The sequence below is a fragment of the Collinsella tanakaei genome (assembly GCF_021531055.1).
GTDB classification, from domain to species: Bacteria; Actinomycetota; Coriobacteriia; order Coriobacteriales; family Coriobacteriaceae; genus Collinsella; species Collinsella tanakaei_B.
This window is the reverse complement of the sequence record NZ_JADYTL010000008.1, coordinates 104391-119365: the sequence shown is the minus strand read 5'-3', so window position 1 is coordinate 119365 and position 14975 is coordinate 104391. Positions and strand designations below refer to the sequence as shown.

Below are 14975 nucleotides of genomic sequence, written 5' to 3'. Positions count from 1 at the left end.
CCGGCGCCGCAGCCCCCGCGGGCGGTATCGATGCGGAATATCGGCGGTATCGAGCGGGAATATCGGCGGGGGCGCCGGGCGGTATCGATTCGCGCTACACCAGGTACCGAGAAGGACGATTACTCACCATATGTCATGCATGGTCAGCTCCTTTCGTGCGCGGCGATTGACGTCTGCGAAAAAGATAGCGCAAGGGGCGCTTTGGCACCGTGGTGGGGTTTGCGGCAGACGGCGACCGCTTTTCTGCAGATTTTTACAGGTTGTGTACACGTGAAATCCGACGCTGGTCAAAATGGCTTGCTTGTGCGGCAGAAATCCTTGGGAAACGGCGTCGGCTGAGTGCCTTTTCGGGCGGGTCTGAAATCCGCCGGTACACAACTGGGAAAAACCTGCAAAAGGTAGAGCGCAGCCTGCCTTTGCGGGAAGGTCGACGTCCGCTTGGACTTCCCGTTTGGGCTCCGTATGGCTTTTCGTCTCAGATGAGCACACCGTTACAGTGGTCGATCTCGTGTTGGATGATCTGCGCGGTGTAGCCGGAGAAGGTTTTCGTGACCGGACGGAATGATTCGTCGAGATAGCTCACGCGGATGCGGCGCCAGCGCGTTGCGGGGCGCGTGCCGGGAAGTGACAGGCAGCCCTCCTCGGTCTGGTATTCGTTGGTGCGTTCGAGGATGACCGGGTTGTACATGAGCAGAGCGTGCGGTCCATCCTGCACCACGATGATCCGCTTGCGCTGCCCGATCATGTTTGCCGCCATGCCGACGCATTCGTGCGCGTGCGTGGCCAGCGTATCGATCAGGTCCTGACCGATGTGCGCATCCTCCGGTGTCGCATCGACGCTCGGCATGCGCAGCATGATAGGAGAGGTGACGATGGGACGGATCATCGGGGCTCCTTTACGTTAGCGGGCTTGATTAAGAATCGATAGGACGTAACTGCTGTTGAACCAGAAACTTTGCCTGGTCATCCAACGCCCATCCGGTAACTGTGAAGCGTCTTTGTGGATGTCTCCTCGACAAAATCCGTCAAATTTGTAGGCAGCTTTTCCCGCGTGCGGCCTTACGTGTGCAATGCGGTTATCTGAGATTCCAGGCAGATTATTGAACACGGTGGCCTTGCCATTCCTGTCGAACTTGATTTTGAGCTCGACGCCCCGCTTGATTGTGTTTTGGGTTTCAACCCAGCATTGCTTGGCCTCCCCTTCGATGTCCGAGACGGGCATATTCCAAAAGAGGCTTCCTTGCAGGTAGTATTGTCCGTTGCGCTTACGGAAAACAACAAAGAAGAATTTGGTCTCATCGAGGTAAGAGCGGAAAACGGATTCGTCCCAGTTTTCGTCCAGAAGCTCGGTAAATTCGAAGGGCGCAAACGAGAGGCTTTCCTTAATCTCGCCATTCTCCTCGATACGGACGGCACGTGCTGATATACCTGCTTTGATGAACTCTTCTGCCCTGTTGCTCCGTATTCCGAGCATTCGGTAAACGAGGGTTGTCCACTGTGCTTTCTTGCCGGTGTATGGGATGCCATATTCGGCGGCAATCTCTCGATCAGTTTTACCGACATGCGCGGAAATGAGATCGGTGATGTGGTCCTCAAAAGAAACGGCGGCAAAATCATCCTTTTCAATTACGGCTTCCGCATTGTCATTTTCTCCCATAAGGTAGTGGTGCAGCACGTAGTCCATGTATTGCCGCTTGAAGGAGAAGGCGCGCTTTTTTGCCTTGCGATATGTGGCGGTTCCATCTGCTTCGATGTGTGGATAGTACTGGGTCTTTATGCTGCTGTCCGCAGTAGCTCCTTTGGTTGCCGCGCCGAGGTAAACGGTAAGGCCTTCGCTGAGTTCGTCCGCACGCCCTGCCTGAATATAAGAAACGATTTTGTTGTAATCATCCCGAATGATTTTGAGGTCTTCAGCAGGAGGAGTGAAAAGCTTCACATATTCGATTTTCTGATCGTACTTGTTGACCGTCTTGTCTCGACGATAGTAGACAAGCAATATAGTCGAGCACTTCTGCCAAAGATGCGAGGATTCGAATTCTATATCTATCGGCTTGTTATGAGGAATCATCGTTAATACGAGTCGCTCGCCGGCGCTCGGATTCTTGTCCTTTTTCCTGATATCGAAGCAGGTTGCTTTTAATTCAACTCCGGCTTCGGGAAAATCGGGCCTTTCATCGCTGTTGGACTTGTAGCCGAAGAAGCGTTCCTCGATGAGGTTGCCCATGCCTCCTTTATAGCCAGCTTCGCTGTAGTTTTTCGAGCTGTAGTCAGGGGGCGTGATATCTAAATCAAGGATGTCTCGAAAAGTCATTCCTTTTAGTTGTACTGCGTAGCGCTCGATGCTTCTTCCATCAGTAAGGTCTGTTTGCGAAAGGAGCTGTTTGAATTTGAATCCCTTGTTCATGAAAGTCCTTTCAGAGCATCTTTGTTATTGATTGTATACGTATGAGGCATGTTGGCATTCGGTTGGTCACACGAGCAGCATGCGGAGATCGGATGTGGGATCTTCCCAATGTCCCTGCGATCTTTTACAATGGACGCAAACAGGTAAGAAGGCACAGTAGCGATTGGAGAAACGTGTCCTCTGAAATCAAGATCGCCGAACTCTTTGCCGGAGTCGGCGGGTTTAGGCTGGGGCTAGATGGCTACGACGATCCGGAGCATCCGGATTTTTATATGCCGTCCGCGGGACCATTCAAAACGGTTTGGGCGAATCAATGGGAACCGGGATCAGATCGACGCCAGTTCGCTGCGCGTTGCTATAAAGCTCACTTCGGGGAAAACTCGGTTGTTAATGAAGATATCCATGCCGTTTTGGATGAGTATGAGGCGGGCACGATTGATATTCCCGATGTGGATATGGTAGTCGGTGGTTTTCCCTGCCAAGATTACTCGGTCGCTCGCACTCTCTCTCAGGCGAGTGGTATCGAGGGCAAAAAAGGCGTTCTCTGGTGGGACATCTATCGGTTTCTGCGGCTGAAGCATCTTCCCGGACGAAAGGCGCCTCGCTATTGTCTTTTCGAAAACGTCGATCGTCTGCTCAAAAGCCCTGCATCACAGCGCGGCCGCGATTTCGCTATCATCCTCTCGTGTTTGGCATCGCTGGGCTATGCTGTTGAGTGGAGGGTGATTAACAGCGCCGAATATGGGTTTCCTCAGCGGAGGAAGCGCGTTTATATCTTTGCCGAGAAGACCCCTGAGTCGTGGAATCTTGAGGGAAGACTTGCAAACGGCGTGATGGCCAAGGCGTTTCCAATTCTTCCGGTGGAATCGTCGTTTGAGTTGCAACTGTTTGAGAATCCCGCAGACAATTCCGATAAGTTCGGCGTGGGCATGAAGACGTCGCCTTTCCGCGCTGCGGGTGTGATGCAGGGCTGCCGGGTTGTTACGGCGGATGTCCTGGAAGATTTCCATGGAGATCGAAAGACCTTGGGCGATGTCCTTGTTTCTGAGTCGGAGGTGCCGGAAGAGTATTACGTGAGGGAAGAGAAGCTCGGAGACTGGAAGTACCTGAAGGGTGCCAAGCGGGAGCCCCGCAAAAACAAAAAAACCGGTTATGAGTACATGTACACCGAGGGCGCGATGTCTTTCCCCGATGCTCTCGATAAACCGTCGCGAACGATTTTGACGGGTGAGGGCGGGACAACGCCGTCGCGGTTCAAACACGTTATCGAAACGCCCGATGGCCGTTTGAGGCGATTGGTCCCGGATGAACTCGATCAGCTTCAGTGCTTTCCTGCCGGTTGGACGAATACCGGCATGACGGATGGGCAGCGTGCCTTTTGTATGGGGAACGCTCTGGTGACAGGTATTCCTCATAGAATCGGTCGCGCACTGGTCGATTTTGCCAGCGAATAGTTCCTGCGTTTGATTATCCCTGATGGAACGTTATCGTTCCATCAGGGTGTGCTCGATACTCCACCAAGTGGAATTGATCCCAATAATGCGTTGTCGCATTATGGCCAGTAACGTATGAACGAGCAACTGTATCTTTCATGCGGGAATGATTGTCTATGGAGAACGAATTTGCTACCAGATAAGCTTCAATCATCGAATAGTCGCCATGGGCATATTGGTCGCAGACCCAGTCGACGTACTTCATAAGTTGATCGTAATCCGTGCTAGATGAGGTTTCCGATAAGTCCGCCTCTCCCTTCTTGATTTCTATAACAGCATATTTCGATATTATCTCGCCTCTATAGCCGGTAATCCATCGATAGGCGAACACATCAATCTTATCCATATAGTCGATTGGCTTGAATGGCGATGCGGCGACTTGATGCGCGATGTAATCCCATTTGCCGAAAGCTTCGACAGCGGTTGGCTCATTGTGCTTAATGGCATGCAGGAGAGCGATTTCTACAAGCATTTCCTTTTTGACAGCGGTGTCGACTCTCGCTTCCGATATCGCATCATTCAGCTTGATGGGCCGTGGTTCTTCTTGCGATGCCATGCGCTGGTGAATCATCCGAATAGTTTCTAGGTAACGGCAGGGAAAAACCGAGTCTTCTATTGGTTTCGTACCGTTAAGCACCTCTTCGTTCTTTCTGATTAGAGCTGCTTTAAATGCTGCATTCTCCTCGTCGTCAAGCTGTATGAAAGAGCGTTTTTGGAACGTGCGAAGTGAGCGAAAAGCCGAGGGCTTGGAATTCAGGAGGTCGTCCATGTCGATGGGCTGCAAGAAAAAATGGGGTGAAGGTTTGAATACAATGCCCCACCGTTCCGTCCTCTCTCGTTCCTTCAGAGTCACTATCGCATCTTTGGGAGGATTGAACTGCGGGGATGATGCGCCCTTATAAACCTCAAAAGCGGCATCGCCTGTGCCTAAGACGTCAACGATTTCTCCAATACCGAATATCATCCGCTTGCCAAAGAAGTAAACGTTATCCCCGACGCTCATGTTGATGTAGTCGCCTAGGGTCGACATCGCGGGTAAGTTCCATTGGGTACTGATGAGTGTGGAATACATTCCTTTATCGATGTAGCGCCGGACGGTATCGACGACTGCCTTTTCGGTATCGCTGTTGATGGAAAACAAGAAACCTGCAGGCATGGCGAGCCCCTTTCGAAACATGGCATACACAATATTAAATAATAGACCAAAAATTAAAAAAGTAAATAAACAATAAAGAACAATACCAAGTAAGTTAGATTATATGGTAATGGGAATGGGCGCAACGATAAGCGTCGTTCGCTGAGCGCCGGATTCCGCATCCGGGCTTCCAATAGGATGAAAACTGTGCTGTCGTAGTGCGTCGGCGATATCGGTTTTTCGGCGCTGCTTCGCCCTATTATGGTTATGCATAGAGGGCGCTTCGCTCGGGCTTTATCGCGCTCGAATGGCTTGCCAGCGACTGCCGATGAGCAAGGGATGGGGAGACAACATGAACACTACCGCCTGCACCGCCGCATACTTCACCGGAGTGGGGACGACCCGTGCCATCATCGATCGCTTCATCGCCGCGATCGAGGCCGCGGGCATTCCCGCCCGCGCGGTCGATATCACGCCGCACGGTTCCGATGTCCCCGCCTTCGGCGCCAATGATCTTGCCGTTTTCGCGGTGCCGTCTTTCGGCGGGCGCGTGCCGGCGCCGGCGCTTGCGCAGTTTGCGCGCTGCCAGGGTCACGATACGCCCGCCGTGCTCATCGTCACCTTTGGCAACCGCGCGGTGGACGACACCTTCCTCGAGCTGGCGGACACCGTGCGCGGGCAGGGCTTTATCCCCATCGCGCTGGGCGCGATCGTCGCGCACCATTCCCTGATGATCGATGTGGCGCAGGGGCGCCCCGATGCGGCGGACCTTGACGCGGTCGATGTGTTGGCCCGCACGGCGCTCGACAGGCTCGCCCGTGCCTCCAACCCCCGCGATGCCGAGCTGGTCGACATCCCCGGCAACCGCCCGTACCGCGACTTTGCCGGCTCTCCGTTCCGAGCGCAGGCGGACGCCGATGCATGCACCAGCTGCGGCCTTTGCGCACGTTCGTGTCCGGCAGGTGCCATCGACCCCGCGGCCCCCGCGCACACCGACGCCGATGCGTGCATCACCTGCATGCGCTGTATCGTGGACTGTCCTGTTGGGGCACGGGCGCTTACGGGTGGCGATGACCTTGCGGCAACGCGCGCTGCCTTTGCCGAGCGTCTGGCGCCGCGTGTCGAGTCCTACGTCATCGGATAGAAGAGTCCGCCACCCGCTTTTCATGCTAGCCGGTCACGGCAGTGACAAACAAAGGTTGATGATCGTCCGTCCACTCCAAGGCGGACGCACCGTTCCGATATGCTGTAAGGTTACAGCGCACGAGGGCATGGGATGTCCCGTGCATTGCAGGAAAACCGCCGACGGGAAGGCGACGGATCATGGCATCGACCGCAGAGGACAAGCAGCGCATCCAAGACGAGCAGGCGCCCAAGACGGACGTCAAGGAGTCGGAGTCGCCCGCGAAGCGTCCCTCGTTCTACCGCCGCCACACATGGCTCGTCCGCATCATGGCGGTGCTCGCCGTGCTGGTGATCGGATCGGCCATCGCCGTCAACGTGGCCGTCCACCATCGCCAGGAGCAGGAGCGCTTGGGTCTCGGCGCGGTTCAGGCCCCGAGTGCGCCCGAAGCCCTCGAGGATTCCTCCGGCCGTACCGGCGCCTTCACGGCGCACGTGGAGTACACGAGCATGGCCGAGACCGACGGCCACCAGGTGGCGACCGACATAGCATGGGATGACGCGTGGTTCTTCGAGGATCCGACCGTCTACAACCACGAGCTCGCCACCACGTGCTCGGTGCTCTCGGCCATCGCCAACTCGGAATCGGGCTACTACCAGGCCGGATCCAACGCACCCGCCTACATGGAACAGGCCCTCGCCGCGCTCGGCTTCGATGACATCTCGACCGCGTCCTACCAGTATCGCAGCGAGGTGTTCGACGAGATCGTCGACTTCTTCGCCGGCACGGACGACGTCGTGGCGTACTCGGTCGCCACCAAGCGCGTGAAGAACACCGACGGCGCCGAGAAGACCCTCTACCTGGTCTCCGTGCGCGGCAGCTACGGGTCCGAGTGGTTGAGCGACTTCAACATGGGCGACGCGGCCGACTACGAGATGGACGCCATCGATCACGAGGGCTTCATGCGCGCCGCCGACGAGATCGTAAACGATCTGGCCGAGCGTCTGTCCGAGGACGGTGGCGGCGATGACGTCGCCCTGCTGTTCACGGGTCACTCCCGCGGCGCCGCGACGGCGAACCTCGCCGCGTCGTACGCCGACGACATGACCACCGGCCTGCGCGTGCTCGCGCCGCTGGAGAACATCTACTGCTACACGTTCGCCACGCCGGAGGTCACGGAGTTCGGCAACGTGCACGACGAGCTGTACGACAACATCTTCAACATCATGAACCCGAGCGACATGGTGCCGCGTCTGCCGCTGGCGGCCTGGGGATACGCCCGCTACGGCCACGACCTGTGGCTGCCCGGCTACGGCGACGAGGCGTTCAACGAGCATTACGACGAGATGCGCGCGGCGTTCAAGGCCAACGTGGGCACTGAGAGCCCGTATGTGCCCGAGGACCGCGAGCGCGTGGACAAGCTGATCGAGGACATCGCGCGCGAGGTGCCGACGGCCGACGACATCACCACGGTGGGCGGCATCGCCTCGCTCGTGCACGACCTGTTGGCCGACGTCGACCCCATGCAGGTCCTCTACGGTCACTATCCCAACGTCTACATCGCCTGGATACAGGCGATCGACGCCGACGACCTGCGCGCGGACGAGGAGTAAGAACGCTTGCCACTGTGCGTGACGATGACAGCGCACCGCCTTGCCGGGCGACAACGGGGACGGGTCCGACTGCACACGTGTGGCGTGCGGTCGGGCCCGTTTCCGTTGCACATAGGCGATGGGCGATTATATGTCCACGCGGGGTTGTAGATTGATGGCATGGGGAAATGCCCACGCATGCGGGGCACTTACGAGCCAAGGAGGCCATCATGTACGAACCGTCACGCAATCTCTTTTCGTTCCATGTCGCGGGATTCCAGTACTGGGATGGTGCGACCGTGCTCGACCAGCTGAAGCCGGGCGCAAAGCTCACGCTCGTGCCCGAGACGGACAGCCCGCATGATCCCGCGGCGGTCGCGGTGCGATTCGACGGCGTCAAGCTGGGATACGTGCCGGCAGATCACAACGAGTTCCTCTCGACCATGTTGTTCTTCGGGCACGGCGATGCGTTCGAGTGCCGCGTGCAGCAGGTGGCACCCGAGCGGAGCCCGTGGCATCAGGTGCGCGCCGGCCTGTACGTGACGGACGCCCGCTGATCGCCGAGCGCGCAAGCGAGCTGCCGGCTTTGGTATGCGGTATGGGTGTAGTAGCATTCGGATGAGAAGCGCGACGTGCAGACGAGGAGTGCGGATATGAACGAGATCAAGTGCCCGAAGTGCGGTGCCGTCTTTACGGTCGATGAGAACAGCTATGCGGACATCGTGCGTCAGGTACGCGACGAGCAGTTTTCGCATGACCTCCATGAGCGCGAGGCGATCATGCACCGCGAGCACGAGCAGGCGCTCCAGCTGGAGCGCTCCGAGGCCGACAAGCGCATCCAGAGCATCCAGGCTGAGCATGACGCGCAAGTCGCCGAGCTCAAGGCGACTGCCGCCGGTCAGCTTGCCGACAGCCTGTCCGAACGTGACGCGAAGATCGCCGAGCTGACCGCCAAGCTCACCTCGGCAGAGCAGGAGCGTGCCCTTGCGAGCGACAAGGCGGCAGCGGAGGCGCGCGAGCAGGCGGGTAAGACGTCGGCCGAGCTTCAGCGCACGATCGACCAACTCCAGGCGCAGCTCAAGCAGCAGCAGGACGCATCGGCCTTGGAGCAGGCGAGCGCACGTCAGGAACTCGAGCGCGACATCGCCGCGCGCGACGCGCAGATCGCGGAGCTGAACGCGAAACTGGCCGCGGCCGCCGATGCGCAGAGCATGGCGGTGCAGCAGGCCGGCTCGCAGGCGCGTGAGGAGGCGCGGGCGGCGGAGAACGCCGCGCGCGAGGAGTACCAGCGCAGCCTGTCCGACCGCGATGCCCAGATCGCCGAGCTCAAGCAGCAGCTTGCCGCCGGTTCCGCCGAGCGTGAGCTCGCGGTGACGCAGGCGGTCGCCGCATCGGAGCGCGAGCGCGATGAGGCACGTGCCGAGCTTGCCCGCGAGCTGGCGGTGCGCGACGCCGAAAAGCAGCAGATGGAGACGGCGCATAGCCTCGAGCTCGCCCAGGTTCGCAAGAACACCGAGGAGCTGCTGCGCTACAAGGACGACGAGATCGAGCGCCTGAAGGACATGAAGGTCCGCCTGTCCACCAAGATGGTGGGGGAGTCGCTCGAGCAGCACTGCGAGACCGAGTTCAACCGCCTGCGCATGACGGCGTTTCCCCACGCCTATTTCGAGAAAGATAACGATGCGTCCGAGGGCACCAAGGGCGACTTCATCTTCCGTGAGACTGACGAGGACGGTAACGAGATCATCTCGATCATGTTCGAGATGAAAAACGAGAACGACGCCACGGCGACCAAGCACAAAAACGAGGACTTCTTCAAGAAGCTCGATACGGATCGCACTAAGAAGGGCTGCGAATACGCGATCCTCGTGAGCCTGCTCGAACCCGAAAGCGAGCTGTACAACGCGGGTATCGTCGACGTGGGCTACCGGTATCCCAAGATGTACGTGATCCGTCCCCAGTTCTTCATCCCCATCATCACGCTGCTGCGCAATGCCGCCCTGAACTCGCTGAAGTACAAGCAGGAGCTCGCCATCGTGCGCCAGCAGAACATCGATGTGACGAAGTTCGAGGAGAAGCTCGGCAAGTTCCAGGATGGATTCTCCAAGAATTTCGAGCTGGCGAGCCGTAAGTTCCAGACCGCGATCGACGAGATCGACACCACCATCAAGCACCTGCAGAAGGTGAAGGACAACCTGATCTCGTCCGAGAACAACCTGCGTCTGGCCAACGACAAGGCCCAGGGGCTCACGATTCGCAAGCTCACGTGGGGAAATCCCACGATGAAGGCGAAGTTCGACGAAGCGCGTGGCGCGGCGGGCACGGAGGATGCGGATGCTGCGGATAGTGCCGAGGTCGAGGCTCACGGCGAGGACGAATAGGCTAGCCGAGGAGCTTGTTGACGCGCCGGTCGTAGGTGAGGATGCCGTTGAGCTCGCCCTCCACGTCTGAAAGCTGCGTGTAGACGTAGCCGGCAAGGCCGCGAGGTGCGAGCGCTTCGGCCTGTGCGAGCGTTTGGTGCACCGCCTCACGCCAAGCGTCCACGGCACCGAAGTTGCCATAGCCGTAGCTGCTCGCCGTGGCGGCATGTCCCTCGATGCGCTGCGTCCAACCGCCGAACTCCGATATCACGAATGCCCGGCATCCACGGTCGGCGGCGTAACCTTGAAGTGCATGACGATCCCGGCCGACGGTGAGTGGACGGAAGTAGTTGTGGTGCGAAAGGTAGTCTCCGCAATGTTGGTCATACCAGCCGCTCACAGCGTCGATGGGGCGTGACGGGTCGAGTTGGTGAACCTGCTCGGCGGCCTTGTTCGCGTCGAACTGGCCCCAGCCTTCGTTGAACAGCACCCAGGTGACGATCGACGGATGGCCGGCAAGCAGGTTGACCATACCGGTGCAGGTCTCGCGCCATTCGGTGCGATATTCTTCGTCATCTGCGGCAAGCGCGCGGCGGTGTCTGGGCGTGTCGTCACGGAAGGCGCCCCAGGATGCGGAGAACAGCGTGGGCCTGCGGCTTGAGTACCACGGGCTATAGGAGCTTCCACCAGATACCGCGTCTTGCCATACGAGCATGCCTATGCGATCGCAGTGATAGTACCAGCGCGCCACCTCGACCTTGATGTGCTTGCGAAGCATGTTGAAACCGGCATCTTTGAGCTGCTCGATATCGTGGACAAGGGCCGCATCGGACGGGGCGGTCATGAGGCCGTCGGGCCAGTAACCCTGGTCGAGCACCCCTTTGAGGAACAGCGGCTCACCGTTGAGGAAGAAGCGGGGGATGCCCTCGCGGTCGCGTCGTATCTCGACGGAGCGAAGGCCGCAGTAGCTGCTCGCGGAATCCACGGGGGCTTCGTCTGCCTTCGGGATGAGTGCTGCTCGGACATCGTAGAGGTACGGGTCGTCGGGGCGCCACAGGTGCGGGCGCTCCACAAGGATGTTTCCGTGCACTTCCCACGCATCATGCGTGCGGTCAGTCCGCACGAGCGCGAGGATGCCGCGGGCGACTGCGGTGCCCGTGTGGTCGCTGACGGATACGACGAGCTGCGAATCGTCATCGAGCCGAGCATCCGGATCGCAAATGAGGGCGTCTATGCGCAGCGTTCCGTCTGCTGCGCCGTCGAGTGTGAGCGATGCTACGTAAGCGTCGGGAACGACCTCGTACCATACGCTTTGCCAGATTCCACTTTGCGGCGTGTACCAGATGCCGTTCGACTCGAGGCGCTGTTTGCCGCGCGGTTGCGTGCCGGCGTCGCTGGGATCGTAGACGCAGAGCGCAAGCTCGATGTCGGTATCGGCGCCGGCGAGAAACGGCGTGATGTCGAGGGAGAAGGGGAGATAGCCGCCTTGGTGCGTCGCCGCGAGTCGACCGTTCACGAACAGCGCGCAGATCCAGTCGACCGCTTCGAAGTGCACGATGAGGCGCTCGTGTGAGCTGAGCGCGGGCATCTCGAAGCTGCGTCGGTACCAAAGCAGCTCGCGTGGCGAAAGCACACGGCCGACACCGGACAAGGGCGCCTCGGGGGAGAACGGCACGGTGATGGTGCCATCGAATGCATGCGGCATGCGCGCCGTGCGGACCGTCTCGGTCGCCTCGCGGGCGGTGAGGGTGCGATCGCGCTCGGCATGATCGAGTGTGGCGAATGCGTATTCCCACGGGCCGTTGAGCGATGCCCATCGGTCGCGCACGAGGGTGGGGCGGGGATGCTCCGGTAGAGGGTGGGCGCGATCGAGCTGCTCGCCCCAAGGGGTGATCAGCGGTGTCAGCTCGCCTGGCTTGGGCGCAACGGCGCTTTTGAGCACGCGGCATACGTCGAGCATGGGATTTCCCTTCGGTGGTGCGGGGCGTCCGGTGTGATCGTCTGCTGTCATGGTACCAGCTCGCACGGTGTCGCATGCACCTGCGATATGCGCGTCTCCGCTGGCAGAAAGGACCGTGCGGCTGCCGGACGCGGCGGTGATGCGAACCCTCGTCTCGGATACAATGCGCGGTAACGGTCATTTTCGGCAAAGGAGGAGCCCATGGATCCCAACAAGCGTCCCGACGACATGGTCCGCATCACCACGCCCGAGCTCGCGCAGGCGTTCATCGACGAGCAGGTGGCGGCGTGCCGTGAGCAGATCGGCGACAAGAACGTGCTGTTGGCGCTCTCGGGCGGCGTCGACTCCTCCGTGGTCGCGGCACTGCTCATCAAGGCGGTGGGCAAGCAGCTCATCTGCGTGCACGTGAACCATGGCCTCATGCGCAAGGGCGAGTCCGAGCAGGTCATCGACGTGTTCAAGAACCAGATGGACGCGAATCTCGTCTACGTGGATGCCACGGACCGCTTCCTCGATTTGCTCGCCGGCGTGGAGGAGCCCGAGAAGAAGCGTAAGATCATCGGCGCCGAGTTCATCCGCGTGTTCGAGGAGGAGGCCCGCAAGGTCGGCGACCAGGTGAGCTTCCTGGCGCAGGGCACCATCTACCCCGACATCCTCGAGTCCGACGGCGTGAAGGCCCACCACAACGTGGGCGGCCTGCCCGACGACCTGCAGTTCGAGCTCGTGGAGCCCGTGCGCCTGCTCTTCAAGGATGAGGTGCGCGTCGTCGGCCGCGAGCTCGGACTGCCCGAGTCCATGGTCGAGCGCCAGCCGTTCCCCGGCCCCGGCCTGGGCGTGCGGTGCCTCGGCGCCATCACGCGCGACCGCTTGGCAGCCCTGCGCGAGGCAGATGCCATCCTGCGCGAGGAGTTCGCCAACGCCGGGCTCGCCGGTAAGGTGTGGCAGTACTTCGTGGTGGTGCCGGACATGCGCGCCACGGGCGTGCGCGATGGCAAGCGCCTCTATGCGTGGCCGGCGATCATCCGTGCCGTGAACACGGTGGATGCCATGACCGCAACGGTGCCGGAGCTCGATTGGGCGCTGCTCAAGAAGATCACCGACTGCATTCTCGCCGAGGTGCCGAGCATCTGCCGCGTTACTTACGATCTCACACCGAAGCCCGTCGGCACGATCGAGTGGGAGTGATTTTCGAGGTCTGACGCTTCGCAACGCTCTGAACCAGAAACCAACATTTTCGCAGGTAAGAAAGGGTTTTTCTCCGAAGGAGGAAAACCCTTTCTCTCACTTCAAAACGCTCCGTTCGGGATGATTCTTCCATGAATTCTTCCATGGAAGAGGGCTTCGGAGAGGTGGGGGCAAGGTTAAAGCCAATCAATACGGAAACGGAGGAGCCCATGATGAGTGAGAAAGAACTTAAGGAAATGATGGAACTCGAGGACTACGCACACTTTCGTGCGGAGCTCGTCGAGATCTCCCCGCAGAGCTTCGACATCGATGAACTCAGGGAGATCTTGGACGACATGATCAGAAGCAAGGTCGCCATGGAAAACGACATGAGGGACAGCTTTGCGGAGCTTGGGGAAGTCGAACAGACGAAGCTCCTCGACAGCCTCGGTCAAAGCGGGTACAAAGACCGCGACTGGTGGTACCGCATGCTCATGGACGGCCCGCGGCACCGCGACAGGCCGACCTTCTAGCGACTGGCGCCCCCGCATCCAACCAACGGGATGCGGGGGCGTCCCTGTGTATAGCTTTGTGAAGTGCCGAGAAGTGACGCTCCGCTCGAAGAATGCCCCGAGCGGGAGGATAATTACCCTATGCAGCAACGAAGGGAGCAGAAGATGAGAAACGCGGCGAGCGAATTCACCGAGCGGATTGAGAAAGCGCGCGGCATCCTTCTCACCGCGCTCCTCGTGCTCGCTCTCCTCGTGCTCCCGGCATGCTCGGGGGACGAGGCCCCCGCCACCGGCTCGGCCGAGGCACCGGCAAGCCAGGAGCAACCCGCCCAGGCGACGGAGGACCCTGAGGAACCGGGGGCACCAGAGCCGGCGCCGTCCGATGGCGGGCAGCTGGCGGAGCCCGTCGTCTTCGACCTCTCCCAGGTCCCCGCCTACGACGGCAGCCCCTACGCCGCGATCAACGACAACGTCCCCACCATCGGCGAGGATGACATCCCCGCCCAGAGCGAGTCCTATGCCCCGCTCGACGAGCTCGGCCGCTGCGGCGCCGCCGTCGCCGTGGTGAGTCCGTCCACCATGCCCGCCGAGGGCGAGGAGCGCGGCAGCATTGGCATGGTCAAGCCCACCGGCTGGCACACCGTGCGCTACGACGACCTCGTGGACGGACGCTACCTCTACAACCGCTGCCACCTCATCGGCTGGCAGCTCACCGCCGAGAACGCTAACGAGGAGAACCTCGTCACCGGCACCCGCTACATGAACACGGAGGGCATGCTCCCCTTCGAGAACGAGGTCGCCGACTACGTGGACCGCACGGGAGGCCACGTCCTCTACCGCGTCGAGCCCGTCTTCGTCGGAGACGAGCTCGTCTGCCGGGGCGTCCACATGGAGGCGCGCTCGCTCGACGACGCCGGCATGGGCGTCGCCTTCAACGTCTTCTGCTACAACGTCCAGCCGGGCGTCGGCATCGACTACGCCACGGGCGAGAGCTGGCGCGAGGAGGCCCCGGAGGCCCAGGCCCCCGAGGCCACGACGCAGGGGGAGGAGCGCACCTACGTCCTCAACACCAACACGAGGAAGTTCCACTATCCCGAGTGCTCGTCCGTAGACCGCATGAGCGAGAAGAACAAGCAGACCGTAACCGACACGCGAGACGACGTCATCGCCCAGGGCTACGACCCCTGCGGCAACTGCAACCCGTGACGAAGGGGCCCCTCGCGGGGCCCCGG

General features: G+C 60.0%; 13 protein-coding genes. 9 read left to right on the top strand and 4 right to left on the bottom strand.

Translation table 11 applies throughout. From position 1 onward, the window contains the following. The coding region (locus tag I6E04_RS08635; protein WP_235422789.1) for a hypothetical protein at positions 1-339 on the top strand (339 nt) is incomplete at its 5' end. Positions 340-475: 136 nt separating this feature from the next. Here I6E04_RS08635 and I6E04_RS08630 read toward each other — a convergent pair. Then, the gene (locus I6E04_RS08630; RefSeq protein ID WP_235422788.1) at positions 476-886 is read right to left on the bottom strand and encodes a peptide deformylase; all 411 of its coding nucleotides are present in this window, start codon (positions 884-886) and stop codon (positions 476-478) included. A 15-nt stretch (positions 887-901) separates the two neighbouring features. Continuing rightward, positions 902-2404 carry a Sau3AI family type II restriction endonuclease gene (locus tag I6E04_RS08625; protein WP_235422787.1) on the bottom strand — a complete coding sequence of 501 codons (1503 nt, stop codon included), beginning with the start codon at positions 2402-2404 and terminating at the stop codon, positions 902-904. Between the two features lie 173 nt (positions 2405-2577). Between I6E04_RS08625 and dcm the strand changes: the two genes are divergently transcribed. Further along, a complete protein-coding gene (gene dcm, locus I6E04_RS08620; protein WP_235422786.1) occupies positions 2578-3858 on the top strand; it encodes a DNA (cytosine-5-)-methyltransferase in 1281 nt (426 codons plus the stop codon). Between the two features lie 13 nt (positions 3859-3871). On the opposite strand, the gene I6E04_RS08615 is transcribed toward dcm, so the two are convergent. Next, positions 3872-5053: a hypothetical protein gene (locus I6E04_RS08615; protein WP_235422785.1), complete on the bottom strand. Its 1182-nt coding sequence runs from the start codon at positions 5051-5053 to the stop codon at positions 3872-3874. Between the two features lie 331 nt (positions 5054-5384). On the opposite strand from I6E04_RS08615, the gene I6E04_RS08610 reads away from it, so the two are divergent. The 4 genes from I6E04_RS08610 (at position 5385) to I6E04_RS08595 (ending at position 10128) form a co-directional block, all read left to right on the top strand. Continuing rightward, entirely contained in the window at positions 5385-6176 is a 792-nt protein-coding gene (locus I6E04_RS08610) for a 4Fe-4S binding protein (RefSeq protein WP_235422784.1), read from the top strand. A 179-nt stretch (positions 6177-6355) separates the two neighbouring features. Beyond that, positions 6356-7768 (top strand): lipase family protein, encoded by a 1413-nt coding sequence (locus I6E04_RS08605; protein ID WP_235422783.1) that lies wholly within the window; start codon positions 6356-6358, stop codon positions 7766-7768. A 209-nt stretch (positions 7769-7977) separates the two neighbouring features. Beyond that, the gene (locus I6E04_RS08600; protein WP_235422782.1) at positions 7978-8304 is read left to right on the top strand and encodes an HIRAN domain-containing protein; all 327 of its coding nucleotides are present in this window, start codon (positions 7978-7980) and stop codon (positions 8302-8304) included. Positions 8305-8400: 96 nt separating this feature from the next. Then, positions 8401-10128 (top strand): DUF2130 domain-containing protein, encoded by a 1728-nt coding sequence (locus I6E04_RS08595; protein WP_235422781.1) that lies wholly within the window; start codon positions 8401-8403, stop codon positions 10126-10128. Position 10129: 1 nt separating this feature from the next. Here I6E04_RS08595 and I6E04_RS08590 read toward each other — a convergent pair whose 3' ends face one another. Continuing rightward, complete coding sequence (locus I6E04_RS08590; protein WP_235422780.1) at positions 10130-12067, bottom strand: glycoside hydrolase family 2 protein; 1938 nt, start codon at positions 12065-12067, stop codon at positions 10130-10132. A gap of 201 nt (positions 12068-12268) precedes the next feature. Here I6E04_RS08590 and guaA point away from each other — a divergent pair, with 201 nt between their 5' ends. The 3 genes from guaA to I6E04_RS08575 all read left to right on the top strand — a co-directional run bounded on the left by guaA (position 12269) and on the right by I6E04_RS08575 (position 14949). Next, positions 12269-13252 (top strand): glutamine-hydrolyzing GMP synthase, encoded by a 984-nt coding sequence (guaA, locus tag I6E04_RS08585; RefSeq protein WP_235422779.1) that lies wholly within the window; start codon positions 12269-12271, stop codon positions 13250-13252. A gap of 143 nt (positions 13253-13395) precedes the next feature. Continuing rightward, a complete protein-coding gene (locus I6E04_RS08580; protein ID WP_235422778.1) occupies positions 13396-13764 on the top strand; it encodes a hypothetical protein in 369 nt (122 codons plus the stop codon). A gap of 144 nt (positions 13765-13908) precedes the next feature. Beyond that, on the top strand, positions 13909-14949 hold the full coding sequence (locus I6E04_RS08575; protein WP_235422777.1) for a DNA/RNA non-specific endonuclease: 1041 nt from the start codon (positions 13909-13911) through the stop codon (positions 14947-14949). Positions 14950-14975 lie beyond the last annotated feature (26 nt).

Coding starts and splice junctions, on each gene's coding strand:
- I6E04_RS08580 (WP_235422778.1), top strand. CDS start 13,396: ATGGAAGAGGGCTTCGGAGAGGTGGGGGCAAGGTTAAAGCCAATCAAT.
- guaA (WP_235422779.1), top strand. CDS start 12,269: ATGGATCCCAACAAGCGTCCCGACGACATGGTCCGCATCACCACGCCC.
- I6E04_RS08625 (WP_235422787.1), bottom strand. CDS start 2,404: ATGAACAAGGGATTCAAATTCAAACAGCTCCTTTCGCAAACAGACCTT.
- I6E04_RS08615 (WP_235422785.1), bottom strand. CDS start 5,053: ATGCCTGCAGGTTTCTTGTTTTCCATCAACAGCGATACCGAAAAGGCA.
- I6E04_RS08600 (WP_235422782.1), top strand. CDS start 7,978: ATGTACGAACCGTCACGCAATCTCTTTTCGTTCCATGTCGCGGGATTC.
- I6E04_RS08630 (WP_235422788.1), bottom strand. CDS start 886: ATGATCCGTCCCATCGTCACCTCTCCTATCATGCTGCGCATGCCGAGC.
- I6E04_RS08590 (WP_235422780.1), bottom strand. CDS start 12,067: ATGCTCGACGTATGCCGCGTGCTCAAAAGCGCCGTTGCGCCCAAGCCA.
- I6E04_RS08605 (WP_235422783.1), top strand. CDS start 6,356: ATGGCATCGACCGCAGAGGACAAGCAGCGCATCCAAGACGAGCAGGCG.
- I6E04_RS08575 (WP_235422777.1), top strand. CDS start 13,909: ATGAGAAACGCGGCGAGCGAATTCACCGAGCGGATTGAGAAAGCGCGC.
- I6E04_RS08595 (WP_235422781.1), top strand. CDS start 8,401: ATGAACGAGATCAAGTGCCCGAAGTGCGGTGCCGTCTTTACGGTCGAT.
- I6E04_RS08610 (WP_235422784.1), top strand. CDS start 5,385: ATGAACACTACCGCCTGCACCGCCGCATACTTCACCGGAGTGGGGACG.